At 71.2% G+C, this 26,960-nt stretch carries 20 protein-coding genes; 13 read left to right on the top strand and 7 right to left on the bottom strand.

Annotated elements, in window-relative coordinates; all coding sequences use genetic code 11:
• Nucleotides 1-5: 5 nt before the first annotated feature.
• Both IPH07_21790 and IPH07_21785 read left to right on the top strand, forming a co-directional pair.
• The gene (locus tag IPH07_21790) at nucleotides 6-671 is read left to right on the top strand and encodes a sigma-70 family RNA polymerase sigma factor (protein MBK6920046.1); all 666 of its coding nucleotides are present in this window, start codon (nucleotides 6-8) and stop codon (nucleotides 669-671) included.
• Nucleotides 668-3,271, top strand: a complete 2,604-nt coding sequence (locus IPH07_21785; GenBank protein ID MBK6920045.1) for a serine/threonine protein kinase — start codon at nucleotides 668-670, stop codon at nucleotides 3,269-3,271. Before IPH07_21790 ends, IPH07_21785 begins: the two co-directional genes overlap by 4 nt.
• A 90-nt stretch (nucleotides 3,272-3,361) precedes the next feature.
• Here the strand turns inward: IPH07_21785 and IPH07_21780 are convergent, their stop codons facing one another.
• Genes IPH07_21780 through IPH07_21770 form a run of 3 tightly spaced genes read right to left on the bottom strand, consistent with a single transcriptional unit; the run spans nucleotide 3,362 to nucleotide 6,221 of the window.
• Nucleotides 3,362-4,381: an efflux RND transporter periplasmic adaptor subunit gene (locus tag IPH07_21780; GenBank protein MBK6920044.1), complete on the bottom strand. Its 1,020-nt coding sequence runs from the start codon at nucleotides 4,379-4,381 to the stop codon at nucleotides 3,362-3,364.
• On the bottom strand, nucleotides 4,378-5,100 hold the full coding sequence (locus tag IPH07_21775; protein ID MBK6920043.1) for an ABC transporter ATP-binding protein: 723 nt from the start codon (nucleotides 5,098-5,100) through the stop codon (nucleotides 4,378-4,380). The genes IPH07_21780 and IPH07_21775 overlap by 4 nt, the downstream gene beginning before the upstream one ends.
• Complete coding sequence (locus tag IPH07_21770) at nucleotides 5,097-6,221, bottom strand: ABC transporter permease (GenBank protein ID MBK6920042.1); 1,125 nt, start codon at nucleotides 6,219-6,221, stop codon at nucleotides 5,097-5,099. The genes IPH07_21775 and IPH07_21770 overlap by 4 nt, the downstream gene beginning before the upstream one ends.
• A gap of 169 nt (nucleotides 6,222-6,390) precedes the next feature.
• Between IPH07_21770 and IPH07_21765 the strand changes: the two genes are divergently transcribed.
• The 3 genes from IPH07_21765 (at nucleotide 6,391) to IPH07_21755 (ending at nucleotide 9,551) form a co-directional block, all read left to right on the top strand.
• Nucleotides 6,391-7,062, top strand: coding sequence for a TetR/AcrR family transcriptional regulator (locus IPH07_21765; protein ID MBK6920041.1), 672 nt, complete (start codon nucleotides 6,391-6,393; stop codon nucleotides 7,060-7,062).
• A gap of 149 nt (nucleotides 7,063-7,211) precedes the next feature.
• A complete protein-coding gene (locus IPH07_21760; protein MBK6920040.1) occupies nucleotides 7,212-8,885 on the top strand; it encodes a right-handed parallel beta-helix repeat-containing protein in 1,674 nt (557 codons plus the stop codon).
• 78 nt (nucleotides 8,886-8,963) lie between these two features.
• A complete protein-coding gene (locus tag IPH07_21755) occupies nucleotides 8,964-9,551 on the top strand; it encodes a hypothetical protein (GenBank protein MBK6920039.1) in 588 nt (195 codons plus the stop codon).
• Between the two features lie 52 nt (nucleotides 9,552-9,603).
• Here IPH07_21755 and IPH07_21750 read toward each other — a convergent pair whose 3' ends face one another.
• Nucleotides 9,604-10,473 (bottom strand): hypothetical protein, encoded by an 870-nt coding sequence (locus tag IPH07_21750; protein ID MBK6920038.1) that lies wholly within the window; start codon nucleotides 10,471-10,473, stop codon nucleotides 9,604-9,606.
• Between the two features lie 250 nt (nucleotides 10,474-10,723).
• Here IPH07_21750 and IPH07_21745 point away from each other — a divergent pair, with 250 nt between their 5' ends.
• The 4 genes from IPH07_21745 (at nucleotide 10,724) to IPH07_21730 (ending at nucleotide 15,583) form a co-directional block, all read left to right on the top strand.
• Nucleotides 10,724-11,686 (top strand): calcium-binding protein, encoded by a 963-nt coding sequence (locus tag IPH07_21745; protein ID MBK6920037.1) that lies wholly within the window; start codon nucleotides 10,724-10,726, stop codon nucleotides 11,684-11,686.
• A 158-nt stretch (nucleotides 11,687-11,844) separates the two neighbouring features.
• Nucleotides 11,845-13,431, top strand: coding sequence for a DUF3380 domain-containing protein (locus tag IPH07_21740; GenBank protein ID MBK6920036.1), 1,587 nt, complete (start codon nucleotides 11,845-11,847; stop codon nucleotides 13,429-13,431).
• Between the two features lie 35 nt (nucleotides 13,432-13,466).
• Nucleotides 13,467-15,104, top strand: a complete 1,638-nt coding sequence (locus tag IPH07_21735; GenBank protein ID MBK6920035.1) for a metallophosphoesterase — start codon at nucleotides 13,467-13,469, stop codon at nucleotides 15,102-15,104.
• A complete protein-coding gene (locus tag IPH07_21730) occupies nucleotides 15,086-15,583 on the top strand; it encodes a hypothetical protein (protein MBK6920034.1) in 498 nt (165 codons plus the stop codon). The genes IPH07_21735 and IPH07_21730 overlap by 19 nt, the downstream gene beginning before the upstream one ends.
• 9 nt (nucleotides 15,584-15,592) lie before the next feature.
• Here the strand turns inward: IPH07_21730 and IPH07_21725 are convergent, their stop codons facing one another.
• Nucleotides 15,593-16,111, bottom strand: a complete 519-nt coding sequence (locus IPH07_21725) for a TrkA family potassium uptake protein (protein ID MBK6920033.1) — start codon at nucleotides 16,109-16,111, stop codon at nucleotides 15,593-15,595.
• Nucleotides 16,112-16,121: 10 nt separating this feature from the next.
• Entirely contained in the window at nucleotides 16,122-17,951 is a 1,830-nt protein-coding gene (locus IPH07_21720; protein MBK6920032.1) for a TrkH family potassium uptake protein, read from the bottom strand.
• 75 nt (nucleotides 17,952-18,026) lie between these two features.
• Here IPH07_21720 and IPH07_21715 point away from each other — a divergent pair, with 75 nt between their 5' ends.
• The gene (locus IPH07_21715; GenBank protein ID MBK6920031.1) at nucleotides 18,027-20,174 is read left to right on the top strand and encodes an alkaline phosphatase D family protein; all 2,148 of its coding nucleotides are present in this window, start codon (nucleotides 18,027-18,029) and stop codon (nucleotides 20,172-20,174) included.
• Between the two features lie 9 nt (nucleotides 20,175-20,183).
• Here IPH07_21715 and IPH07_21710 read toward each other — a convergent pair whose 3' ends face one another.
• Nucleotides 20,184-20,390, bottom strand: coding sequence for a hypothetical protein (locus IPH07_21710; GenBank protein ID MBK6920030.1), 207 nt, complete (start codon nucleotides 20,388-20,390; stop codon nucleotides 20,184-20,186).
• Between the two features lie 153 nt (nucleotides 20,391-20,543).
• Between IPH07_21710 and IPH07_21705 the strand changes: the two genes are divergently transcribed.
• Genes IPH07_21705 through IPH07_21695 form a run of 3 tightly spaced genes read left to right on the top strand, consistent with a single transcriptional unit; the run spans nucleotide 20,544 to nucleotide 26,957 of the window.
• Nucleotides 20,544-20,957, top strand: coding sequence for a hypothetical protein (locus IPH07_21705; protein MBK6920029.1), 414 nt, complete (start codon nucleotides 20,544-20,546; stop codon nucleotides 20,955-20,957).
• A gap of 4 nt (nucleotides 20,958-20,961) precedes the next feature.
• A complete protein-coding gene (locus IPH07_21700; GenBank protein MBK6920028.1) occupies nucleotides 20,962-25,908 on the top strand; it encodes a hypothetical protein in 4,947 nt (1,648 codons plus the stop codon).
• A gap of 5 nt (nucleotides 25,909-25,913) precedes the next feature.
• Entirely contained in the window at nucleotides 25,914-26,957 is a 1,044-nt protein-coding gene (locus IPH07_21695; protein ID MBK6920027.1) for a hypothetical protein, read from the top strand.
• Nucleotides 26,958-26,960: the final 3 nt, after the last annotated feature.

Genomic DNA, 26,960 nt, shown 5'->3' with positions numbered 1-26,960 from the left:
GGCCGGTGGTCGATGCGACCGATGACGATGCAGCCCTGCTGCTGGCCTGGCGCGGCGGCGACGCGCGGGCCGGCAGCGCGCTGGTGCGGCGCCGGATGCCGGAGATCATCCGCTTCTTCCGCAACAAGGTCACGGCGGAGTCGGACATCGCCGACCTCGTGAACCAGACCTTCCTCGGCTGCGTCGGCAGTCGCGACGAGTTCCGCCACGAGACCAGCGTCCGGCGCTTCATCTACCAGATCGCCAACAACGTCCTGTTCGCGTACATCCGCAAGCGGGCCAAGCGCGAGCGCGAGGGCCTCGACTTCGCGGTCGTGTGCGTGCACGAGCTCGCACCGCAGTCGGCGAGCTCGATCATCTCGGCACGCCGCGAGACGCAGGCGCTGGTCGAGGCCCTGCGCGAGATCCCGATCGAGGACCAGGTGGTGCTCGAGCTGATGTACTTCGAGGGCCACAGCGGCGCGCAGATCGGTGAGCTGCTGGCGCTGCCGGAGGGCACCGTGCGCGGTCGTGTCCGTCGCGGCCTCGCGCGGCTGCGCGAGCGCGTGCACGCGCGCCTCGTCGGGCCCGGTGACGCCTCCCCGCCGAGCGAGGATGACCTGCTCGCATGGGCCGAGCAGGTGCGCCAGCAGATCGCGGGCAGCGGCGGCAACGACGAGTCGCCGGGATGACCACCGGCGGTCCCGGCAAGCCGCTGCTCGCCGACAGCTTCGCCGACGCGGTGATCGCCGCGCAGGTCCACGCCGCGCTGTTCGGGGCCGACGCTCCCCCGACGACCCTCGGTCGATTCCGCGTGGTGCGTGCGCTGGGCTCGGGCGCGATGGGCACGGTGTGGCTGGCCCACGACGACGAGCTCGATCGCGCGGTCGCGGTGAAGCTGTTGCGCACGCCGTTGGCCGGTGATCCCGAGCTGCAGGCGCGGCTGCTCGGGGAGGCGCGCGCGTTGGCGAAGCTGGCCCATCCCAACGTCGTGGTCGTGCACGAGGTCGGCACCGCCCACGGCGGTGGCTTCGTCGCGATGGAGTACATCGAAGGTGAGAGCCTCGCGCAGTGGCAGGCCGAGTGCGCCCGCTCGCCCGACGAGATCGTCGCGATGTACCTGCAGGTCGGCGCCGGGTTGGCCGCGGCCCACGAGGTCGGCGTGGTGCACCGCGACTTCAAGCCCGACAACGTGCTGGTGGGTCGCGACGGACGACCGCGGGTGGTCGACTTCGGGCTCGCGCGGCCCAGTGGCGCCCGCGAGGGCGCCGATCCGCTGTCGCTGATGCAGACCCACGCCGGCGCGCTGCTGGGCACGCCCGCGTACATGGCACCCGAGCAGCTCGCGGGCGCGACCGCCGACGCGCGCTCGGATCAGTTCTCGTTCGCGGTCGCGTTGTACGAGGCCATCGTCGGTCAGCGACCATTCGTGGGTGACGACCTCGCGTCGTTGCGCACCGCGATGGCCCGCGACGGCGTGCCGGCGTGGTCGCCGAAGCTGCCCCGCGCGCTGCGGATCGTGCTCGGGCGCGCGCTGGCGATCGCGCCGGCACAACGCTGGCCCGACATGCGGTCGCTGTTGACCGCGCTGGCGGCAACGCGCCGCCGGCGATGGCGACTCGCGGTGCCGCTGTCGCTGGCCGCGGTCGCGGGGGCGTGGGCGCTCGGCCGCGATGATCGCTGCCGCGACGCCGGATCGGCGGAGCGCGACGCGTGGGGCGAGTCGCGGCGCGCGGCGCTGCACGACTCGTTCGAGCGCTCGTCGATGCCGTTCGCGACCACCGCCTGGGCCACGACCGCGGCGGGTCTCGACGCCGCGTCGGCGCGCATGGTCGACGCAGCCAGGGCCGCGTGCGTCGCCACCGGTGTGCGCGACGACGCCGACTTCGCACCGGCGAGCGCGTCGTGCCTGCGTCAGAGTCGCGACGAGGTGGAGCGCGTGCTCGCGGGCATGGCGAGCGGGTCCCCGGGGGCGATCGCGGCCGCGCCCCACCGGGTGCTGAGCCTCTCCGATGCAACCGCGTGTGCCGACCCGCGTCGCGCCAAGCTGGTCGCGCTGCTCGATCCCGACGACGCGAGCAGCCTGGCGGCGGCGGCCGATGCACTCGCGGCCGCGCGCTTGGTGCACGCGGAGCTGGTGTTCGCGGCATCTGACGACTTCTCGGCGAGGCTCGAGGGCGCGCTCGTCGACGCACGCCAGGCCGCAGCGGGGGCGGAGCGCCTCGGCGCGTGGGCGACCGCGAGCGGGGCCCGTGTGCTCGAGGCCAAGCTGCTGCAGCGCCAAGGCGACATGCTCGCGGCCGAGCGCGCGGCCGCCCGCGCCGTCGAACACGCGACGGTGATCGACGATCCATCGCTGCGCGCGCATGCGACGATCCAACTGATCTACGCCATCGCCAGCGATTCCACCCGCGCCTCGGAGGCCCGCGCGCTCGCGGAGCAGGCTGCCGCGTTGCTGGCCGCGATGGGTGATCCGCCGCTGCTGCGCGGACAGCTCGAGAACGACCTCGGCCTGCTCATCGCACGCGGGGGTGGTGACGATCGCGAGGCCGCGGTCACCCACCACCGCAACGCCATCGCGGCGTTCGAGCAGAGCCTCGGCGCGGCGCATCCCGACACCCTGGCCGCACGCATCAACCTCGCGAGTGCGCTCGGCCGACTCGATCGCGCGCGCGAGGCCCTGACGGAGCTCGAGCCCGCGGTGCCGCAGGCGCTGGCGGTGTGGGGCGAGCACCACCCGAGCACCGCGCGGCTGTTCGGGGTGATTGGCAATGCGTGGCTGCGCGAGGGCGACCTCGAGCAGGCCGGGACTTGGCTGCGCCGTGCGCTCGCCAGTGCGCGGGGTGGTGCGGCCGACGACCTCGAGGTCGCCAACGCGCTCTACAACCTGGCGGCCGTGCTGCGCCGCTCGATGCTGACCACCCCCGCCGACGCCCGCGAGGCGGTCGCGGTGCTGGAGGACGCGATCGCGATCCGCGAGCGCATCGAGGGCGCCGCATCGTCGAACCTCGCGGCCTACCTGGTCGCGCTCGGCGAGTCGCAGCTGGCCGCGGGTCAGCCGGTCGCGGCCGAGCAGGTGCTGCGCCGCGCGCTGCGGGGCTGGGAGCGCGAGGGCGCGGCGGCGGCCGACTTCGCACGGGTGCGACTGATGCTCGCCGAGGCGCTGGTCGGCCGCGACGACGCCGAGGCCCGCGTGCTAGCCCGCGACGCGCGGGCCGACTTCGCCGCGCTCGGCCGCACGAGCGCGGTCGAGCGCTGCGACGCGCTGATCGCCTCGCTGCGGGGGTTGTGACCGCGCATGCGAGGGCCCGACGCGGGCGGTTGCGCCGTTGGTGTGCGGCGGGTTCGCACGGCAACCCGCTGCGGGCCCCGATGCTCGGCTTCAGTCCACCACGAACACGTCGACGCGCAATCCCACGGGTAGCTCGCTGCCCGGATCGAGCTCGATCATCGCATCGAGGACCTTTCGATCCTGGCGCTCCTGCGGGCGCTCGGTGGTGACCGTCTTGCCGCCGACCCGACGCCCGACCCGCGTGACCCGCCCGCCGTAGCGCTGGCCCGGGTACGCATCGGCGACGACCTCGACCCGATCGCCCTCGTGGATCCGCGCGACATCGACTTCGTCGACCTCCGCGCGCACCATGCGATGCGAGAGATCGCCGACCACGAAGAGCACCGTGGGCGGCTGCGTGCCGACGGTCTCGCCTTGGCGACGGAACCGGCGCAGCACCGTGCCCGCCACCGGCGAGCGCACGTACGACTTCTCGATGGCGGCGTCGATGGCCTCGAGCCGCGCCTCGGCGACGGCGATCTGCGCGTCCGCGATCTTCACGTCGTCGGAGCGCGTCGCCGCCTGCAGCAGGGCGAGCTGCTTGCTGGCCTCGGACGACTGCGCGGTCGCGGACTCGACCCGCTCGAGGGCACGATCGAGCTCCGCCGCCGTGAGCACGCCGGTCTGCGCGAGCGGCTCGATGCGCGCGTGCTCCTTGCGAGCGAGGGCGAGCGAGGCCTCGGCCGCGGCGACCCGGGCCTTCGCCGCCTGGCGCTCCTGCGAGCGGGCCCCGTTGACGAGCCGCGCCCGCTCGGCCTTGCGCAGCTCGATCGTCGCGAGCGCCGCGGTGCGCTCGGCCTCGAGATCCGAGCGATCGATCTCGGCGAGTACCGCTCCAGCCTCGACGACGTCGTTCTCGTCGACGTGCACCGCGACCAGCAGGCCAGGCATGCGGGCTCCGATCTCGCGCTCCTCGCCGGCCGGCTCGACGCGTCCCGGGGCGGCGAGGCCCAGCGGCGCCGCAGCGACCACTGGCGCTGCGGGCTCGTCCTGCGCGCGCAGGTTCAGGCTCGCGCCACCTGCAACCGCCGCGGCCACGGCCGCCATGCCCACCCATCGTGACGTCTTCATGCGTGTGCTCCCTGGGCGTCGGCCCCGTGCGCGACGGCGTGATGCGTGCCGGGCACGACCACGCCGTCTTCCATCTCGACGATGCGATCCCCCGCGCCGAGGATGCGGCTGTCGTGGGTGACGATGACCACGGCGCGACCCTGATCGGCCAGGCGTCGGAACAGCCCGACGACCTTTGCGCCGCTGTGCGAGTCGAGCGCGGCGGTGGGCTCGTCGGCGAGCACCACGGCCGGGTCGGCCGCGAGGGCGCGGGCGATCGCCACGCGCTGTTTCTGGCCGCCCGACATCTGCGCGGGAAAGCTCTCGGCCTTCTCGGCGAGGCCGACCTCGGCGAGCAGCTCCCGCGATCGCCTTCGTGCGTTCGCGCCGCGGATGCCGATGAGGTCGAGCGCGACCTCGACGTTCTCGGCGGCGGTCAGCGTGGGGAACAGGTTGTACGCCTGGAACACGAAGCCGAAGTTGGCCAGCCGCACCCGACCGAGCGCCTCGAGGTCGAGGCCGTCGAGCGACTGCCCGCCCAGGGTCAGCGTGCCCGAGGTCGGGCGCAGCAGGCCGCCGATGACCTGCAGCAGCGTGGTCTTGCCCGAGCCCGACGGGCCGAGCAGCAGCACGACCTCGCCGCGCTGGATCTCGAACGAGACCCCGCGCAGGGCCTCGAACGCCGTCGGTCCGCTGCCGTAGACGTGGCGGATGTCGGTTGCGCGCAGGATCGATGTCATCGGAACACCCCCACCGGGTCGATCGCCATCACCTTGCGGATCGACAGCACTGCCGCGCCGATGCACATCACCAGCGTCAACGCGCCCAGGCCGAGCGCGAGCGACACCGGCAGCACCGGCGCCGCACTGGCCTCGCGTGACGCGAACACGAGACCGATGACGATCACGATGCCCGCCGCGTAGCCGATCACCGCGCCGATGCCCGCCTGCGCGACGATGATGCGGTACAGGTACGAGTTGGGCGCGCCCATCGCCTTCAGGGTCGCGTACTCGGGCAGGCGATCGATCGTCGAGGCGTAGAGCGTCTGCGCGACGATCACGATGCCGACGACCAGGCCCAGCAGCGCCGAGATGATGAGCGAGAAGCCGGCCCCGGTCGTGAACAGCCAGTACGATGACGACGACTCGGCGAACGCCGCGCTCTGATAGACCTCGACCTCGGGGATGCGCGCCTCGATCTCGGACTCGACGGCCGCCGCGTCGGCACCGGGCGCCAGCGCGAGCAGCACGTAGCCCACCGTCGTGCCGGGCAGCCCGACAAACTCGCGGGCGTTGGGCAGCGACGTGAACACGTAGGGCGACTGCGTGAAGGTGCGGATGCCCCGGGTGAAGCCGACGACGCGCGCGCGACGGCCGTTGATCTCGACGGTGTCGCCCACCGCCGAGACCCCGAGCTTGCCGGCGTAGAGTCGGTCGACGATGACGCCGTCGGGGCGCCGCAGGTCGTCGATCGATCCGACCTCGAGGTTCCACGGTCCGCCGAGCACGTCACCGAGCTGGTGACCCACGAGCTGGATCGACTCGGTGCCCCCGTCGGGCTTCTTCCAGCGGGCGAAGTTGACGAGGTAGGGTTCGGCCTTCGCCACGCCAGCGACCGCGAGCGCCTGGTAGCGCCGGCGCTCGTCGAGCGGTCCGCCGAGATCCACGTCGAGCGTGCCCTTGGGCACCATCCACAGGTCGGCCCGCGCGTTGTCGACCAGCCCGGTGGTCGTGCGCGTGAAGCCGACCAGCAGACCCGACTGCATCCCCATCAGCACCACCGAGAACACGATGCCGACGAGCGTCACCACCAGCCGCACGCGATCGTGCGCGAGGTTCCGCCACGCGAGCTTCGTGGTCATCGACCACGTCCACGGCGACGCGCGCGAGGCCGGGGCGGCGGGGGCACTCTCGAGGGCGGTGGCGGGCATGGCGAGTCGGAACCGCTCGGTTACCAGTGTTCAGTGAACGCCGTTAACATAGCCGATGTTACCCGTGCCGCAGGGCCGATTTCGTGGCATGAACAGGGGGATGGCGGCGAAGCGGCCCGTGACCCGGCAGCGCAAGAAGGCCGCGCCCAAGAGCGTGCGGAAGCGCCGGGGTGAGGGGGCCGACCGCAAGGACGAGATCATCGCGGCCGCGACCAGTCTGCTGGTGTCCGACGGCTACGAGGGCGTCTCGATGCGCAAGGTCGCGGCGGCCGTGGGCATCTCGTCGACCGCGCTCTACCTCTACTTCCAGGAGAAGGACGAGCTGCTCGACACGGTCTGCCATCAGGTGTTCTCGCAGATCGCTCCGGCGCTCGACGCCCTGTTGGCCCGCGACGACGCGCCCATCGATCTCCTGCGCGAGGGGCTGCGTGCGTACCTGCGCTTCGGGCTGGCCAACCCCGATCACTACCGCGTCGTCTTCTTGACCCGGCGGCCGCGCGACGACTGGGATCACCGAGCGCCGCTGCAGCACATCGATCGCTGGGGGCGGCCGCGCATCAACACGTTCATGTACCTGGTCGAGGGCCTGCGTCGGTGCCAGGAGGCCGGTCAGGTGCGTCAGGGCGATCTCGTGACGATGGCCGAGACCGTGCTCGCGGCCCAGCACGGGCTGCTCGCGCTGCTGATCCTGTCGCCGCAGCAGAAGTGGTCGGATCCCGAGGTGCTGATCGAGGAAAACGTCGGTCTGATCCTCCGCGGGCTGGCGCCCTGAGCCAGCGGATGTTGATCGCGGCGTTCGTTCGCGCGCGCGGGGCCGGTCGGGGCGCCGCAGCGAGGGCACTTTGGGGGGCCGTGGGCGGGAGCTCGACGTTCCCATGAACCGATCGACGCGCCGCGGGTCTTCACCTCCCGAGGTTCACCGTGCCGCGACGCATCACGACCATCCCGTTCCCGCACCTGCTCGCCGTGGCGTGCGCCTCGGATCCCGCCGGCGACTCGGCCATGAGCGACTCGGCCGTCACGGTCTCGACCACCGGCGGTGCCTCGGACAGCGCGTCGAGCACAGCGTCCACCGCGGACGGCTCCGGCACCCTCGACGACTCCGCCTCCGATCCGACCACGGCCACGAGCGACGACACCACCACCGGTGACGCGCCGGATGAGTGCTCGCCGCCACCGGCCGAACCTCCGTGCGAGGCGAGCGGCGACGGCCGCTGCTTCTACATCGATCCCGTCGCGGGCGACGACACTGGCGACGGCTCGGCGGCGTCACCGTGGCGCAGCTTCGTCAACCTCAACAGCAGCATCTACTACGGCGTCTATCCCCCGCCGGCGCAGTGGACTGCGCTCGCGCCGGGGGACGTCGTCTACGTGCGCGACGGCACCCTCACCGACGTGTTCCACCCGGGTGACGACTCGGGCCCCGAGGGCGGCGGCAGCTACGTGCTGTACCTGCGCGGCGTCCACGGCGAGGGCGCACCGATCACGATCAAGCGCTATCCCAGCGAGCGGCCGATCCTCGCACCCGAGGGCGACGCGCTCGGGGTGCTCGTCGCACAATCCAGCGACATCGTGATCGAAGGTCTCGAGGTGCGCGAGGCCCATGGACGCGGCATTCGCATCGAGGAGGCCGAGCGCGTCGACATCGGGAGCGTGCTCGTCTACGACACCGATGGCGTCGCAGCCGACAACGTCGCGGGGCTCGAGATCCTGGGCAGCGGCGACGTCGTCGTCCACGACAGCGTGTTCGCCGACAACTACGACCGTACCGCCGCCGCCGCCGGCACCCAAACCGAGAACAGCGGCAACTTGGTGCTGTTCTCGAACGACGGCGCGGTCGAGCTCCGCCACTGCGCCTTCTACCAGAGCGAGGGCCCCGACTCGCAGTCCTCGGGGTTCGGGGTGAAGTACAAGCACGCGAGCCCCACACCCGCGGGCACCTTCGAGGTCCACGACTGCTACTTCGAGGGCAACGTGTTCGGCGTCGGCATCGGCACGGCGCACGCGCACGTGCACCACAACGTCGTGGTCGACAGCGCGGTCGGGATCTCGAGCATCGACTTCGGCGGTCCCACGCACCAGTGGGATCAGTGGATCGAGGCCAATACGTTGATCACCACGGTGGGGATCTACGTGTCGCCGACGCTCGATTGGCAAGGCGAGGGCTGGGCCGATCTCACCGACAATGCGATCGAGCGCAACCTCGTCGTCGACACCAGCAGCGATCACAGCGGCGAGCGGCGCACCGTGCTCTTCAATCCTTACATGAGTGATGCGCTGCACGACGCCTACGCGGTTGGTGTCACGCTGGCGGCGAACTGCTATCACGCCGAGTCTGGCGCCGCGTCGTTCGGCTTCGCGGAGGCCGAGAACTACGGCGCGGCGGGGGGCGCATTCGACCTGGCTGGGTGGCGCGCGACCTACGGCTTCGATCTCGACGCCGTCGAAGCCGATCCGGATCTCACGGGCTTGGTCCCCTCCGCCCAGGGTCCATGCCAGGCCATGGGCGCGATCGTGGGCGGCCACATGCCGGCCGTGGACCTCGCGGATCCGCTGGCGTGCGGTGATGCGGCGTCCCTGCGACGGTGGGAGTGAGGCCAAGGCGCGATCGAACGCGCCCTGTGAACCGCAGTCGCGCCGGGGCATCCCATCGTCTGCAGCCCAACAGACACCATGAGCACCGACTCGAAGAAGCGTTCCATCCATGTGTTCACCGCGATGCCGTCGAACGACAACGACCAGACTCGCGCGTGGATCCCCGACGGCGGCGCGCTGGTGCTGAAGGACCACCAAGGCGGCTACTTCACCAACGCCTACCTGGGTGCGGTGGACATGGACGACAGCAACATCCAGGCCGGCCAGGGCCAAGGACACATCTCGTTCACCATCGAGGACGGCGGCGACGAGGCCGGCAAGATGCTGATCGACGAGTGGCGACAGGGGCGCATGGAAGTCATCGTGGTCTACCGCGAGTGGAAGCTCGAGGGCGGCACCGGCGTGTGGGAGAACAAGAAGGTCGTGACGGTGTGGGGCTACCTCGACGGCTCACGCCTCGCGCGCGGCACGTCGACGATCTCCCTCGAGGCCCACGTGTTTCGCAGCACCAGCGTCAACGATGCGCTCGGCACCCGCGACTACAGCGTCGACTGCATCACCGGCAGCACGACCATCAAGGGCGGCTCGCTCGGTGTCCGCACGCCGATTCACCTGCCGCCGCCCGGCGTGCCCGAGGCGTCGAACTGGGATCCACCGCTGTCGTGAGCGGCTCGAGCGGCGCGGCCCCCCGCCCGCGTGGGGCGGCATGCGGGCGCCATCACATCTCGAGGTCCGCGAGCGAGCGCGGCGCGAGCTCGAAGTCGTCGTCGGTGAAGCGCAGCACGCCGGTGATCGCGGCGTAGGTGGCCCCGGCCGCCGGCGAGGGTGCCTGCGCGCCGAGGAACAGATCGTCGACCCGCAGCGCGCCGGTGAGGGCGAACTCGCCGGGGCATACGCCGTCGTCGCGGACGGTGGGCGTCGCGATGCGCACGAGCGTGCTCTCCCACGGCGCAGGCCCCGAGCTCGGTGCCGCGAGCTCGTCGGCGGCGAGCGTGGTCGCGTCGGGGATCGGTGCGTCACCATCGTCGACGACCTCGCCCAGCACCTCGTCGACGACGATCTGCGTCGAGCTGAGATCGATTGCGACGCGGCCGACGACGCGCACGCGCATGCCCGGGTCGACCGCCGGCACCGAGGCCGGTACGTGCACGGAGATGCCGGAGTACTCGCCGCCGTCCACCGCTTGTACGAACAAGAGGCTGCCAGTGCCCACTGCGACCACCGGAGCGATCACGACCACGTCGGTGATCTCGATCAGCGTGCCGGGCCCGAACTCACCGCCGCGCACCGCGAACACGGTCGCGCCGATGGGGATGTCGTCACCCAGTCCGCCGCCGCTGTCCTCGGCGCTGCCGCCGGTGTCGCTGGTCATGCTGTAGCCGTTGCTACCGTCGTCGCAGCCCGGCGGCACACCGTCGTCGGCGGCACCCGCGGTGTCGCCGGCACTGATGCCCGACGCGTCGTCCGCGACCCCACCACCGCTGCTGCTCGCCTCTGCGCCACCGGACGACGAGCCCGGCAGCGCGTCCGCCGACTCGGCGCCGACACAAGCGCCGACCGAAGCGACCACAGGAGCACAGTGCAGCACCAGCGCGCCCAGCCTCCATCGCCGGCCCCCGCGGCCTCGGCCACTCCACCCGTCCATACCCACCATGCAAGCCAGCGTAGCAGCGGAGCCCGCGGGCTCGCAACGAGGCGAGGGGCGCGCGATCGCCCGGTCGTGGCCCGAGATTTTTTTCTCCCTCGCCAGCGATCGACGGCCCCGAGGTCGACACTCGTACGGTCGAAGGCGCCCACCTGTCGGGGCGCGGAGGCGAAGTTGGATGCGTAGAGTGTGCATGGTTGGCTTGTGCGTGGGTTCGATGGCGGTGGCGTGCGATGTCGAGAAGGACGACGGCAATGACGTGGTGTCGAACCAGGCCTCGGCGAGCCAGGGCGACACCGACGACGATGGCGACACCGACGGCGACACCGACGACGACACCGATGGCGACACCGACGACGACGCAAGTTCGTCGACCGGCAACGAGGCGCCACCGGTCTGCGACGCGGCCGGCGTGTCGCGGACGTGCGCCAGCGACGAGGTCCCCGAGGGCATGCAGTACTGCGATGGCGAGCAGTGGGGTCCGTGTCTGACGCCGGCGTGCAACCCGGGCGACATCTCGGAGTGCCCGGGCAGCGGGGAGCTCGCGCACTGCGAGCTGGTCGAGGGCGCGCCGACGTGGACCTGCGAAGACCCCATGGGCTGCGTCTGCGCCGGCAACGGCGGCGGCGAAGAAGGCACCCCGCTGGTGTTCTCCTTCGATCGCAGCGAACCCGAATACGCCACCGGCACCGCCGCGTTCGACCTCGACGTGAAGGGCGCGTGCCTCGGCACCGACTGGCCCACCGCCACCACGCCGTGGCTCGCGCTCGATCGCGACGGCGACGGCCTCATCGGCGATGGTCGCGAGCTCTTCGGCTCGGGTACGCGGCTGGCCAGTGGCGCCCGCGCGAGTCAGGGCTTCATGGCGCTCGCCGAGCTCGACGACGATCATGACGGACGCATCACGCCCGCGGACGCCGCGTTCGATCGTCTGGTGCTGTGGAGCGATGTCGACGGTGATCGGCGCGGTGTCGCCGGCGAGCAGCTGCCGCTGTCGGCCTTCGGTGTGCTCGACATCGAGCTGGGCTACCAGGTCGAGCAGCGCTGCGACGATCGGGGCAACTGCGGCGTCGAGCGGGCGTCGTTCACCTTCGTCGGACGCGGCGGCGCGATCGAGCACGGTGCGGTGATCGACGTCCACCTCGCCTGCCAGTAGTGCGGGTCTCCCGAGACCAACCTCGGGCCTGCGCGCCGGTACGTCGGCGCGAACGATCCAACGGCCCACGCTCGCGACCACGGTCGCGGGCGCGGGCCGAACGTCGTCAGGTCGCGCGCGCGTCCGCGTCGCGCGGGCTCCGATACGCTAGCGCGGGCATGGCCACGCCCGAGACGTTTCGCGGTTCGCTCGATCTCTCCACGCTCGAACGCCCGGCCATCGACCTCTCCTTGGCGCGCCGCGGGGAGCTGCGTCTCGAGCTGCTGCGCGACGTCGACGACCCCGAGGAAGTGCCGGCGTCGCAACCCTCGCTCAGCCACGACGGCTTGGCGTGGATCGCAGGTCGAAGCCTCGCGGCGGCTGTTGCGGGTGCCTCGCGCGCAGCGGTGATCCAGGACGCCCGCGCGCAGGCGATCGCGACCGAGTCGACCGTGCGTCGCCTCGTGCAGACTCCGCTGTCGCAGCGTCAGCTCGACGCCATCGTGGCCCACGCGCAGCGCATCGGCATCGACGCGTTCCGACACTCGCCGCTGTTGGTCGACCTCGATGCCGGCGTGCTGGATCGTGTGGCTGCCTACCTGGCGGCCGACGAGCTCGCGATCTTCGAGGGCGGAGACTACGGCGACGTGCCCGACGACCCCGAGATCGACTTCGATCGCGAGATTCCGCTGGCACGCGTCGGTGACGTCGAGACCGTGCTCGATCCCGACGCGGTCGTGCGCGGGGGCCCGCCGGCCTTCGCTTCGCAGGGCCGGCGTATTCCTCGATGGGATCGCGTGCGCATCGACGAGCGCTCGGCCGACGACGCCCACGTGCGGGTCTCGACGCCCGCCGGCGCGACGATCGGCTGGACCCTGCGGACCAACCTGGGCGGCTACTTCAAGGACGACCCCAAGCTCGCTGCGGTCGCGCTGGCGCCTCCGCAGCCGCTCGCGATCGACGACGCGTGGCCCAGCGGCAAGGCTGCGATCGCGCGCGCGTTCAATCGCTTGGGCGGTCTCATGTATGCCATCCACGAGCAGACCGGCATCCCCATCCCCGCGGTCCTCGCAGTGTGGAAGGTCGAGAGCGGTGGCGCCGCGCACACGTCGGGCAAGGCCATCATCCGCTTCGAGAACCACCTCCTCTACAACCGCTGGGGGCGCGAACACGTCGCCGCCTACGACGCGAGCTTCCAGCACGGTGGCCACGCCGGCGTCGGCGGCTCGTCGTGGAAGAACCATCGCTTCCGCGTCGATCCGAGCGCGGCGTGGCAGACCTTCCACGGCGAGCAGAGTCGCGAGTACGAGGTACTGGCCTTCGCGCGGCAGCTCGCGGGCGACGCCGACGCGCTGTCGTGCATCAGCATCGGCGGGCCGCAGATCTTGATCAGCAACCGCAGGCTCATCGGCTACGAGAGCGAGCGAGCGATGTACGACGCGTTCCAGGCCGACGAGCGCGCCCACGTGCTCGGCTTCTTCGACTACTGTCAGTACGCCACCGGGTACATCCACCGGCGCCGCGAGCTGTTGCGGGATCTCCGGGCGCTACGGTGGGTCGAGTTCGCGCGCGGCTACAACGGCGGTGGACAGGCCGAGGCCTACGGGGATGCACTCGCGAGCGCGTACGCGACCGCGGCGAGCCTGCCGCTGCCCCCGCCGTCGGCCCACGCCGCGCCGGCCGAGTCACCGCCGCCGACACCGTTGTCGCCGCTGCTGCTCTCGGCGCGCGTCCGCGCGGTGCGGCTCGGCGCGACGCGACCGTGACAGGTTCGACGCGCTGCCGTTACGCTAGCGCGAGCATGAGACTGCAGCTTGGCGTCCTCCCCCTGTTGGCGATCGGCCTCGGTTGCAAGCACGACCCCGCGGCCGGCGATGGCACCACCGGCGATGACGTCACCACCGCCGCGGCCGACAGCTCGTCGGGCGATGCCACGACCACGACCGGGGTCGCCGACAGCGGCGAGTCGAGCAGCTCCACCGGCGAGCCACTGCCCGAGCCGCTGCCGCCGTTGGACGAAGCATTGCTGACCACCGAGGTGCGACGCGTGCCGGTGCACGCGATCGCCGACATGATGGAGAACGACCCCAAGGATCCCGCCCAGCTCGAGCAGATGATCGTCGATGGCTACGGTGACGAGGACGACGCGCCGGGCGAAGACGTCGTCGACGTCACGATGGACGGCACCGATCCCCCAGCGGCCGGTGCGGCGGCGGCCCGCGTCGCGCGCTTCGTGCATCTGGCGGACACCCAGCTCGCCGACGACGAGTCGCCCACGCGCCTGATCGGCTTCGACAGTCCCGGCGCCGCCGCGGGCGCGTTCCGACCACAAGAGGCCTACGCCTGCCACATGGTCAATGCCGCCGCGCGCACCATCAACGCGGTGCACGCGGCCGATCCGCTCGACTTCGTGATCCTCGGGGGCGACAACGCCGACAACGCGCAGACCAACGAGGTGCAGTGGTTCCTGCAGCTGCTCGACGGCGTCGGCGCGGTCGAGTGCGACTCCGGCATCGACGACGATCCCGTGCCCGGCGAGGCCAACGATCCCAAGGATCGCTTCACGCCGGTCGGACTCGACGTGCCGTGGTACTGGGTGATGGGCAACCACGACGTGCTCGTGCAGGGCAATTTCACGATCGCATCGCGGGCCGACGCTGCCATCGGTGATCACGTCAATGCGCTCACGCGCGACTGGTCGATGCCGGGTGGACCGCCCACGATGGGCCCGATCCCCGCCGACGACAACCGTGCGCTGCTCGACGGCGGGGCGTTGCTCGAGCTGGTTCGCGCCAGCGGTGACGGTCACGGCGTCACCGACGACGCAATCGCGGCGGGCAAGGCCAACTACGTGTTCGATGTGCCCGACACCAACGTCCGCTTCATCGCGCTCGACACCGCGGCGCAGACCGGCGGCGCCGAGGGGGTCGTACGGCAGGCCGAGGTCGACGCGTTCCTGCGGCCGGCGCTCGACGCCGCGGTCGACGACGGCAAGTTCGTGTTCGTCGCCAGCCACCATGCTTCGACCTCGCTCGGCGACGGCGGCGGTGTGGGTGGCGCAGTGCAGCCGGATGCGCTCACCACCGACGAGTTCCAGGCCCTGCTCGGCGAGTACGACAACGTCATCGCGCACCTGTGTGGCCACTCGCACGTCCACCGCGTGATCGCGGTGGAGCCGATGGGCGGCCACGCCTATTGGGAGGTCATCACCTCGGCGATCGCCGATCACCCGCACGAGATGCGCGTGCTCGAGCTGCGCAACGAGGACAACGGCTTCATCAGCCTCACCTCGGTCGCGCTCGATCTGGCGTTCGACGGCGATGCACTCGGCACCGAGGGGCGACTGCGTGCGATCACGGATCTCACCTCGGGTTGGCAGCTGACCGGCGAGGGCACGCCCGAGGATCGCAACGTTCGGCTTTGGCTCCCGCTGCCCTGACGCGCGCGGCGGTGTGCTCGCTCGTCCTCGAACATGTTCGTGATCAGTTCGGGCCTTCCCCCGTCCACACTGACATGCGCCTCTTCTCCACCTCCTTGCGAATCATCTGCTTCACATCCCTTGCCCTTGCGATGGGCCTCGGTGCCTGCTCCGCCGACCCGGACGACACCGCCGAGTTCCAGGACCTCGCGGCCGAACTGGCCGACCACGTCGGCGCCGAGGACTACCAGGTCGTGCGGCTCGACGATGAATTCGTGGTCCCCGCGCCGGGCGATGACACCGACGTGCCGCCGAGCGCCTCGCTCCCCGACGAACTCGTCAGTGACGACGAGCCGCTGATGGCCTGCAGGCTGACGGGCTGGATCGGCCACAGCCAGGTCTGCCAGGTGTGCTCGGTCGACTGGATCTGGTGGGGGTGCGTCGAGTCGGTCAGCTGCTTCGACGGCGGCGCGACGACGTACCGCGTGTGCGAGCGCTAGTCCGCTGCCCTAACGCGGCAGCGGCCCGCCGGGCGGCGGCATCGCGCCCGGCGGTGGTGCGCCCGCGGGCGCGACACCGGCGGCGTGCAGCACCGTCGCGGTCGCCTGGCTGGCGAGGTCGGCTCCGCCGGCGAGCTCGCGGCCCAGCGCGCGGCCCATCTCGGCCTCGATCTCGATCACGCGGTTGGCCCCGGCGGCCATCAAGATACGGCCGTGTCGTGGTGAGATCGCGCGGGCGATGATGGTCTGCACGCCCACCTCGCGCAGCGCCGCGACCGTGAGCACGGCGTTCTCGAAGTGCTCGCCGACCGCGACCACCGCAGCGTGGCAGCTGGTGGGATCGATCGAGCGCAGCGCGTTCACGTCGGTCGCGTCGAGCTCGAGCGCATAGGTGACGCGGTTCTTGATCGCGTCGATGTGGTTCATGTCGTTGTCGGCGGCGACGACCTCGCAGCCGTGCTGGGCGAGCGCCTCTGCGACGGCCGCCCCGAAGCGTCCGAGTCCGATCACGAGGATGCGTTTGGCCATGGGTCTTCCTTCATCCGATGGGCAGGCTCTCGCGAGCCAGGCGATAGGGTGGCTTGCTGTGCTCGGCCGAGGCGACCGCCAGCGCGACGGTGAGCGGACCACAGCGGCCGATGAACATGGTCGCGACGATGACGAGCTTGCCGAACGCGGTCAGCGAGCCGGTGATGCCGGTCGAGAGGCCCACGGTCGCGAAGGCCGACACCGACTCGAACAGGAGCTTCATGAAGTCGTGCTCCTCCGTGAAGCTGAGCAGCGTCACGGCCACCAGCACGATCGCGGCCGAGATCGACACCACCGCGGTCGCGCGGCGGAACACCTCGGGGGCGATGGCGCGGTTTCCGAGCACGGGCTCGTGGCCGCGTAGCTCTGCGCGCAGGGTCGCCAGGAGGGTCGCGAAGGTGGTGGTCTTGATGCCACCGGCGGTCGAGCCCGGCGATCCACCGATGAACATCAGCACGCACGTCCACAGCAACGTCGGCATTGCCATGGCGCCGACGTCCACCGTGTTGAAGCCGGCGGTGCGCGTACACACCGAGTGGAACAGCGCCGCGAGGAAGCGCTGCGGCACGCTCAGGTGCACGAAGCCCTTGCGCCACTCGACCGCCAGCGTGATGGCCATGCCGACCAGGATCAAGGCGGCGCTGGTCCACAGCACCACCCGCGTGGCGAGCGACATCAGCGGCACTGCGACCTGATCCGGTCGTCCGCGGGTCAGGCGGTGGGCGACACGAAGCCGCACCAACAGCACCAGCTCGCGCATCACCGGGAAGCCGATGCCACCGAAGATCACCAGCACCATGATCACGCCCTGCACGCCGAAGTCGTCGGCGAACGGCGTCAGGTTGCCGGGAAACAGCGCGAAGCCGGCGTTGCAGAACGCCGAGACCGCGTGGAACACCGCCAGCCACAGCGCCGAGCCCTGCACGCGCGGGTCGCCGTCGAACTGCAGGTACAGCAGCAACGCGCCGACCGCCTCGATCGCCAGGGTGCCGACCACGATGCTCTGTACGGTGGTGCGCAGGTCGGTGAGCGTGCGCGCGTCGAGCATCGCGGCGTAGCGCAGCTGGGTCGCGAGCGCGGTGTCGCGGGCGAACGCAAGCGTGAGCGCTGCCAGGGTCATGATGCCGATGCCGCCGAGCTGGATCGACAGCAGGATCGTGAACTCGCCGAAGAACGTGTACGAGAGCCCGGGGTCGTTCACCGTCAAGCCGGTCACGCACACCGCCGAGGTCACCGTGAAGAGCGAATCGACGAACGAGACGTAGGAGACGTTCTCCACCGAGACCGGCAGCGTCAGCATCAGCGTGCCAACCAGGATCATCGCCGCGAAGCTGCTGGCGAGCATCATCGCCGGGCGCTGCGCGAGCTTGAGTGCGAGCCGCACCAGGCGCTCGGGCATCGCTGCCGAGAAGCCTTGGAGCGCGCCGATGATGAGGAACACGACGTCGTAGATGCGGGCGGCCTTGTCGTACTCGTCGCTGGGACCACCGAACTGCTGCGAAAGGATGTAGCCGCGCGCGATGAACATCGCGAACAGCGTCAGCAAGATGATGGCGTCGGCGCCGACGAGCGCGCTGGCGAGTCGGCGCACCCGCATCGAGCGGCTCCGCAGCATGCCCGCGAGCAATCCGATGAACAGGCCGAACATCGCGAACTCGGCCAGCATGCCGGTGATCGTGCCCGGCCAGGCGAGGTCGAGCCCGAGGCAGCCCAGCGCGATCAGGACCGCGAGCGCACGACGGATGACCGACTGCGGTTCGTCGCCGAGCGGGCCGTGCACGATCCGCGGCGTGTTCGGCCGCATCGGCGGCGGGGCAGCGCCTGCGTCGCGGGGCTCCATGTCGCGTGATTGAAACACGAACCGCGCGGCTTGGGGGTATGCTCCTCGCCGTTCTTGCAAGGGCAACGGTGGACCATGGCGATGCAGCGGCGGGAGTTCTTGCGTGCGACCCTGGCGAGCGTGGGCGGCTTCAGCGTGGCGTGCGGCTCGGGCGAACCGCGCGCGGCCGTACCGGCGCCCGAGCTGTTCCCGCAGTCGGTTGCCTCGGGTGATCCACAGCCCGACGCGGTGATCCTCTGGACTCGCGTGGAGACGGGTGACGACGGCGACGTCGAGGTCGAGCTCGAGCTCTACCGCGACGTCGAGCTGCGCCAGCGCGCGCAGTGGGATCGCGCGCCCCGGGTGCTGGCCACGCTCGACCACGACCACTGCGTGAAGGTGCGCGCCGCCGGTCTCGAGGCCGACACGGTCTACTATTACCGCTTCGTCGCCGAGGTCGATGGCGAGCTCAAGGCCAGCCAGATCGGGCGCACGCGCACCGCCCCTGCGGTCGACGCCGATCGCCCGGTGCGCTTCGCATTCGTCGCCTGCCAGGACTACGGCGGTCGCTACTACAATGGCTACGCCCACCTCGCGCAGCAGCCCGAGCTCGACTTCTTCGTGCACCTGGGTGACTACATCTACGAGACCGCCGGCGACGCGGGCTTCCAGCAGGGCAGCGAAGGGCGCGAGGTCGTGTTCGAGGACACCGCGGGCGTGCTGTCGGTCGATCGCACCGGCGACGGCGGCTTCGAGGCTGCGCGCTCGCTCGACAACTACCGCCAGCTCTACCGGCTGTTCCGCTCGGATGCCGCCCTGCAGCGCGTGCACGAACAGCTGCCGATGCTCGCGATCTGGGACGACCACGAGTTCTCCGACGACTGCTGGGGCGCGACCGCGACCTATCAGGACGGTCGCGTCGACGAGACCGACGTGCAGCGGCGCAGCAATGCCAACCTCGCGTGGTTCGAGTACATGCCGGTCGACTACGCCGGCGACCCCAGCTTCGAGTACGACCCCGCGGTCGCGCCGCCCGACGACATCCGCATCTGGCGGGACTTCCGGTTCGGTCGTCACGTGCACCTGGTGCTGACCGACCTGCGATCACGCCGCTCCGACCACCTCGTGCCCGAGGACGCTTATCCCGGTGCGGTGGTGCTGACGCAGGCGCAGCTCGAGGGCTCCGGTGGCGTGCCCGACGACGCCGGGGCCTACGTCGAGGACATCGCGACCTTCGCCGGCGGCATCTACCGCGACGCGTTGGTGCAGGCCGCTGATGCGGCCGGCTATCCCAGCGATCGCGTGAGCGGTGCGATCGCTGCCTCGTGGATCAACGACGTCGTCGCCGAGCTCGGTGCGCCCGCGGCCATCGACGAGGCGATGCTCGCGACGCTGCCCCTCGGCTACGCCTGGGCCAACCTCATGAAGGGCAGCCTGTGGTCGCGCATCGGCTCGCGCTACCTGGTCGCGCGTGACGCCTTCGCGCGGCTCGCCGCCGTGCGCTGGCAGGATTCCGGTGGCGCCAGTGAGCAGGCCATGGGCGACGCGCAGGAGCAGTGGTTTCTCGACACCATGCAGGGCTCGGACGCGACCTGGAAGGTGTGGGGCAACGAGTTCTGCCTCATGCCGCTGCAGATCGATCTACGGCTGTTGTCGGTGCCGCCCTCGTTCCAGCGCGTCTTCCACATCAACGTCGACGACTGGAACGGCATGGGCAACCGCCGCGACGCGCTGCTGCGGGTACTGTCCGACGTGCCCGGCGTGGTCGCGATCACCGGGGACATCCACGCCTTCTTCGCCGGTACGCCGGCGGTGCGGGATGATCCCTCGCGCTCGGTCCTCGAGTTCGTCACCAGCTCGATCAGCTCGACCACCTTCCAGCGCCTTCTGCAGAACCAAGTCGAAGACGATCCGGTGCTCAGCATGGTCTCGGGCGCCAGCCAGCTGGCGGGTGCGATCCGCGATCTGCTGCAGCTCACCGACGGACCCAACCCCCACCTCGCCCACGCTGACGTCACCTCGCACGGCTACGCGGTGGTCGAGGCCGACGGCCTCGCGCTGCAGGTGACCTTCCACGCCCACGCCGAGGATGTGGTCGCGGTGCAGCACTACGACGACCCCGGGCTCGACGGCCTGTTCGCCACCACGCAATTCCGGGTCGACGCCGGCACCAAGTTCCTGCAGCAGCGCTTCGGCGACACCTGGAAGCGCTGGGATCCCACGACGCAGACGTGGATCGCGTGATGCCGCCCGTCAGTGGACCGGGGGATCTTCGTCGTCGCGCTCGCCGTCGAGGGTCGGCGCGAGCGCGAGCCCGAGCGATTCGAACAGCGTGGTGAGCTGCGCCTGCGCCAGGCGGATCGTGATCGCGCCGACGCTCACGTGGTACACGCCGCAGGAGCAGCGCTCGATGCGACACTCGGGGCGCTGGACCAGCGTCTTGCGTTGATGCCCGCTCACGGCCGGCATCGTAGCAGAGCCGCTCGACGGCGCCCGTCGCCCTGGCCTCGCCGGATGGTCGGGATCGGGCGTCAGGGGCCGCTGGCGCCCGATCCTGCCTCGATGCCGCCGGCGTGACGGAAATCCCGGGTGGCCCCCACTCAACGGGTGGCCATGCGCTACGCCGCCGAACTCGATGCCGTGCTGCGGATCCGTCGACCGCCGGCGATCACGCGCGCCTTCTGGTCCAAGCGCTGCGCCTGGCCCGGCGACAGCCTGTGGCTGCACGTCGAGACCCGCAACGTCCCGGACGACACGCCCATCACGCTGACGCTGCTCGAGGACGACAGCGACGAGGGCAACCCCGACGACGTGCTCGGCACGCTCGCCGGCTCGCGAACGATCCGTGGTGGCAAGTGGTCGGGCGAGTACGTGCTCGATCTCGCCGAGCAGGCACTGGGAGCCCCGCTCGAGGTCGAGGGCGATAGCTACGAGTTCGTGTTCGAGGTCGCGATCGAGCGCTACGGGCTGCTGCGTCGATCGACCCGTCTGTACGTGCCCATCGAACCCTTCGAGCCCTCGCGCTGACGACATGGCCAGCGAACTCGACATCGACCCGCGCCACTTCTGGGACGTCGCCGCGCTGTTCGTGGACTACGACTACGCGTACGCGGAGCACAAGCTGTTGCCCACCGACGAGGCCGGCTATCCGGAGGATCTGCTCGCGCTCGCAAAGGCCAACGGCGCGGGTGGCTTCGATGGGCCCAACGCCGACGCGATGCGCGGGCGCGACGGCCATCGGTTCACCAACTGCTGCATGTTCGTCGAAGCGGTGCTGGTCGGTGCGGCGCTGCGGACCCACGGCAGTGCGTTCGGCTCGCGCTGGGGCGCCGGCCAGCACGACTGGGCGATGAACAACGCCAACAAGCGCTTCGCGTCCGATGGTGGCTTCGGGCCGCCGCGCGCCTACGTCGAGGCTGGGGTCGCCGAGTTGCTCGACCTCGACGATCGACTCGAGCTGGCGCCGGGCGAGATCTATGTGATCCAAGGCGGTCACCACAACTGGTTGATCGTCGACTACGACCCCGCGACGCAGCTGTGCCTGCGCCTCGAGGCCAACTTCGGCGACGACTTCAAGCCCAGCGGAGCGCGCTACTTCGGCGGCGTCGGGCACCGCGGATGGCGCCACGTCGGCGCGCGGCCGGATCGCTCATGGGTCGCCGGGGTTTCCGCCCGCGCGGACAAGGGCGCCAGCAACAGCTGGCCGGCGCTACGCGCAGGACTCTTGGTCGATCAAGCGTCCGCGGGTGGACGCGCGTACGTCTCGATCGCGCGCGTGCACATGCGCAAGGACGGCGGCGGGCCGTGGTTGCCGATCTCCTACGGCGGAGCCGATGCGCCGCCGACCGGCGAGGTGGCGCTCGCGGGCGCATGGGACAAGCTGCTGGGCGCCAAGGCGCCGTTCCCGATCGGCGGCTCGCGAGCGTGGCACGACGGCATCCACCTGCCCGCCGACGGACCCGTCGACGTGCTGCCCTTCGCGGGCGGCGAACTCGTGGCAGCGCGCTTTCCGGCACGCGTCGCGGGTGGCGTGGATGCCGGCGCAGTCATCGTGCGGCATCGCTTCGATCCCAAGGCCCTCGCGCTGGTGCCACCGGCGGCGCCCCGCCGCGCGGGGGAGAAGCTGCTGTTCAGCGCGCTCGTTCACCTCGAAGGCGGCGCAGCAGGGGCGCAGACGCTGTTGCGTGCGTTGTGTCCGACGGGCGCTCGTCCCGACGCGCGCGTGCGCAAGGAGGCCGGGCTCGACGTGATCGCGTTCGACCGCGACGACGTCGCGCACAGCGTGGCCGCCACGGCCTGGCCGTCCGCGAGCGATCGACCGCGACCCGCGGCACGCGCGATCGAGGTCGCCGGCGTGGGCGAGCGCTTCGCGGTGGCGCTCGGCGACGCGGAGCGCCACGCGGGGGCGTGGACGATGGCCAAGCCGCAGCCGCTGACGGCCCCCGACGACGCGGCGGTCGGCGTGCGCAGCCATCTGAGCGGCGCGTTCATCGAGCTGCCCAAGCGCTGGACCACCAAGGCGCTCGCGCTGCGCGTCGATGCCGATGCGGCGCAACACTGGTCGCTCGCGGTGCTCGACGAGCGCGACGATGGGGCCTGGGTCGAGCTCGCTGGCACGCTGCCGCGCGTCGCTGGTACGCCGGTGTGCAGCCACGACGCCAACGAGCGCAACGCGCTCGGGGCCGCGGGCGGTGACGTGGTGATGACCCGTGATCACGCGCTGCGGGTCGAGCTCACCGTCGCCGGGGCGAAGGTGGCCGGCGTGGTCAAGCTGCCGGCGAAGCACGCCGCGGTGGCGGTCGACGACGCAAGTGCCCAGACCCCGCAGACCCGCTGGCGCGTGTGTGCGACGCCGACGAAGGACGAGCGACGCACGGGTGAGTTCGGACGCAGCGCCCACGCGCTGTTCGTTCACGACGGCCAGCGGGTGATGTCGGTGAACGCCAGCCACGGGCTCGCCGGCATCGTGCTCGGCGAGGCTGTGCCCGGCGCGCCGCTGCAGGTCTTCGTCGATGCCACGGTCGCGGTGGTCGTCGACGCGCGTAGCTGCTGTTCGCATCGCGCGGCCGAGGCCGCCGAGCTGGCGGGTAGCTCGACCAAGCTGTCGATCGCGACCCTGCGCGACGACGGCGGCGTCAGCCTCACGGTGGGCACCGTGACGCAACACGTCGCACCGACGACGCTGTTGCTCGAGCGCGATGGTCGCGGCGACCTCGCAGCGGTGCCGTGCGTGTGGCTGGCCCGCGAGGCCCTCGACGCGTTGCGGCAGGAGCTCGCGGCCGCGCGCACCCACGCCGGCGGTGGCATCCGCGATCGCCTCGCCAGTGGTCACAGCTGCCTCGCCGTCGCGCGACTCGGGGCGACTGGCTTCGCGGTCGGTCGCGACGGTTGCGTGTGCCCTTCGCCGAAGGCGAAGGCACTGGTGTTGGCGTTCGATCTCGACGCCGGGCGCCACGGTTGGCGCTTCATCGGCAAGCAGGAGCTCACGCTCGAGGGCTTCCCGGAGGGCCTCGCGTGGCCGTCGCTCGGCCTGGTCAAGGACGCCCATGGTGCCCAGGGCGCGCTCGTCGAGGTCGTGCTGGGCGCCAGCGGCGATCAGTTCGAGGACGACCTCGGCATCGCATGGGATCGCCGTGACGCGCGGCTGCGCGAGCTCTCCGACGCGATGGTCGCGGGCTGGGTCGACGTGCCGTCGGCGGTCGACGCCGACGTGAAGGAGTTCGGCTGCCCACCGTGGCATCACCTCGAGCAGCGAACGATCGGCCGTGCGGGACACATCACGCCGGCAACCCACGGCGTCCACCTCGAGGTCTTTGCCGACCAGCACGTGCTCGCTGGCGCGGCCAACGGTCGCTGGCGCGTCTTCGGTGCGCAACACGACGCCAAGCCGCTGACCCCCGCGTTCGAGCGAGTGATCGCCGAGCTGGCGGCGCTCCCGAGTCTGGGTGCCAACGCGGCCGCCGCACGCTTGCGCGCCGAGCTCGAACGCGGCGCGCACAACCCCGAGACATTCCACTCGTTCTGTGCCGATCGCGAGGTCGCGGCGCAGCTCGCCGAGCTGGTCGCCGTGCACGAGTGCGAGTGGACGCAGCCGTGGGCCGAGCACGTCACCGCACGCGATCGCGGGGGGCCCGGGCACGCCCATCCGCCGCTCGAGCAGGCATGGCCGCCGGACCCCGCGAAGCTGGGGTTGCCCACGGGGAAGCTCCACTTCTACCACCCGCTACGATTGCTCGAGTGGCTCACCACCGGCGTGGAGCTGACGGTGAAGCTGGCCGACACATCGGCGGACGAGGTCGATGCGACGCTCGCCCTGGCCGACAAGGACATCGCAGTCGTTGCCGACCGTCGCGCCGGTGAGGTGCGCTTCACGATGCACGGCCTGCTGCGGCGCTCGTTGCCGTCGGTGCCGGCGAGCGACATCATTGCCGAGCTCGAGCTCTCGCTGCTGAAGGTCGCGGTGCCGAGCATGGCCGTCAAGCTGCATCGCGGGGAGATCACGCGGGTCTCGGTGTGCGAGCCCGGCGTGCGCGTGATGCCGGCGAGCTCCCCCTTCGCGGGCGTCGAGCCGGACAATGGCTTCCTGCTCGCCGACGACACCCGGCGCTTCGGCGACGCGGCGGCCAACGTGGTGGCGGTCTCGATCGCCCTGCAGTGGGCCAAGGCCCCGCCCGACGAGATCGAGCTCGCGCTCGACGGCAATGACTTCCGCATCCTGCCCGTCGACGGCGCGTACGTCGAGCGTGCAGGCGGTACCGACGGCCGTCGTGTGCTGGTCCCCGGACCCGCGCTCCAGCTGCCTGCGGCGCGCGAGTGGCCGGCGCGCCACGGCACGACGGTGCGGGTCGAGGTGGTTGCGCGTGCGGCCGTCGATGCATCGTCGAAGCTCGAAGTGACGGTGTCGGGGGGCGATCTGCCCGAGACACGTCGTGGTGAGCTGTCGGTGGCGACCCGCCTGCTGGGCAAGCGTGCCGGTGAGCACGGCAACGACGTCGGCAAGCTGCAGCTGTATCTGGCGCGCATACTCGCGGTCGGCCTGCCATGTCTGCGCAAGAAGGAGCCGCGCGGCGAGCAGTGGAAGATCCAGCGCGCCGATGGAGGCTTCGGCCCGGGCACCACCGATGCGTTGTGGCGCTTCATCCTCACGTATGGCGGGCGCTCCGGCTGGTCCGCGGGCTTCACCCGCATCGCGTGCGAACGCGGCGAGCATGTGATCCCGGCCGGCGGCTGGCGACCGAGCGTCGACGGTGATGCGATGTCGCTGCTCGAGGACGAGGTCAAGGCGGTGGCGAGGACCCGCGGTCGACCCACCGTCGACGCGGCGATGATCACCGAGCTGGTGCGCTTGGCGGTGTTGCCCAACCTGGTCCCCGCGATGCAGCTCGAGGTCGGGCAACCCAGCGTGCCCGCGGATGTCGCGGCCTTCGTCGCCCGCCTCGACGCTGTCGGTCGCGCGCGGCCGCTGCCGCTGACGGCGGTGGCGCCGACCCAGGTGATCCAAGTCGACGTGCGCGCGGAGCCGGTCGGTGGCGACGCGAACACGTACATGGTCGACATCGCGTACGCCGGGGAAGGCTTCGCGCTACACGGCGCTGCGTCGCGCTCACTTGCGGACTTGCTCACGCACGGCATCGCGCTGGCGCCCAGCGGCACGATCGACAAGCCGGACGCGAAGAACACCCTGGTGCTGTCGCATCTCGGCCGCGAGCTCGCGAGGCTCGAGCTGCCGGCGACCCGCGATCTGCTGACGGCCGGCGACGGCAAGGGCATCGATGCCCTGCTGGTGCAGCACTGGCTCACGCGGTGGCAAGACGCCAAGCGAAAGCCCTATCTCACCAGCGTCGACGGCAATTGGGGTGGCTCCTCGCGCAGGGCGCTGGTCCGCTTCAAGAACGAACAGCTCGAGGCAACCGCGGACTTCGCCGCGGTCGTGCGTCGGCTGGCCAGCACACCACCGGCCGCAGGGGCGACACCGTGAGCGCCATGGTTGCGATCGACGACGACCTACGTCCGTGGGCGCGCGCCAGCGAGGGTGACACCGACGATGCCGCGCGTCCGTGGTGGACGGATGCCGACGTGCGCTTCGCGGTCCCGATGACCATCGACGAGCTCCACCGCGCCGACGAAGCGCCGGAGGGCCTCGATCCCTGGCGCTCGTGGGAGGAGTGCCCCGGTACCCGGCGCCCGAGCGTCGGCGGCAGTGCCGGGCCGACGCCGGTCGAGAGCACGCCGCTCGAGTCGCTGGCGACCCGCCACCGCGTCGCGTTCATGGTGCTGGACGGCAACGGTCGCGCGTATCCCGGGATCGAATACGTGCTCTATCGTGGCCGTGGCGAGCTCGAGCGCGGCAAGCTCGGCGGCGACGCGACGGTGCGGCGCGACGACGTCGGCGACGACGACTACGAGCTCGAGATCGTCGGCGTCGACGCGGTCACGTGGGCGCAGCCGAGCGTGGACGCCGGCGCGACCGCGACACTGCACGTCCGCGCGAGCGGCCTCGACGCAGAGAGCGTCGAGGCGTGGATCTTCGAGGAACTGCGCGAGCGCGACGAGGACGTGCTGCTGCGCAGCAAGGCGACGGTTCGAGGCGGGGTGGCCGTGCTCGAGATCGCGGTGCCACTCGATCGCATCGTCGGTTTGCCCGGGCACGTCGAATGTGTGCCCTTGGTCGCCGAGGTTCGTCACGCCGGCGGCGCGTGGGCCAAGACCGAGACCCCGCTCTCGGTCGTGCGCCCACGGATCGCAGCCGTGGCATGGTCGTGCCGCAGCGCCGCGGTGGGCGAGGCGGTCGACTTGGTGGTGGAGCTGACCGGGGTCGCCGACGGCACCACGGTTGCGCTCGACGCGTGGCGCGTGCCGTGGGCCGGCGACGACGAGCACCTCGAGACGCTCGCCGAGCCGGCTGCGATGGGCGGCCGCGGGACCGCGACGTGGACGCCTCCCGGCGCCGGCGAGTATTGGTTCTCGGCCACGGTGTCCGGTGACGTGTTGCTCACCGCCAACGCAGGCCTGCTGGTCGTGGGCTGACCG

This window comes from Deltaproteobacteria bacterium, from assembly GCA_016709225.1.
Lineage (GTDB): Bacteria > Myxococcota_A > Polyangia > Nannocystales > Nannocystaceae > Xiheibacterium > Xiheibacterium phototrophicum.
The sequence above is the reverse complement of the archived record's forward strand: the minus strand, read 5'-3'. Positions and strand labels throughout refer to the sequence as shown.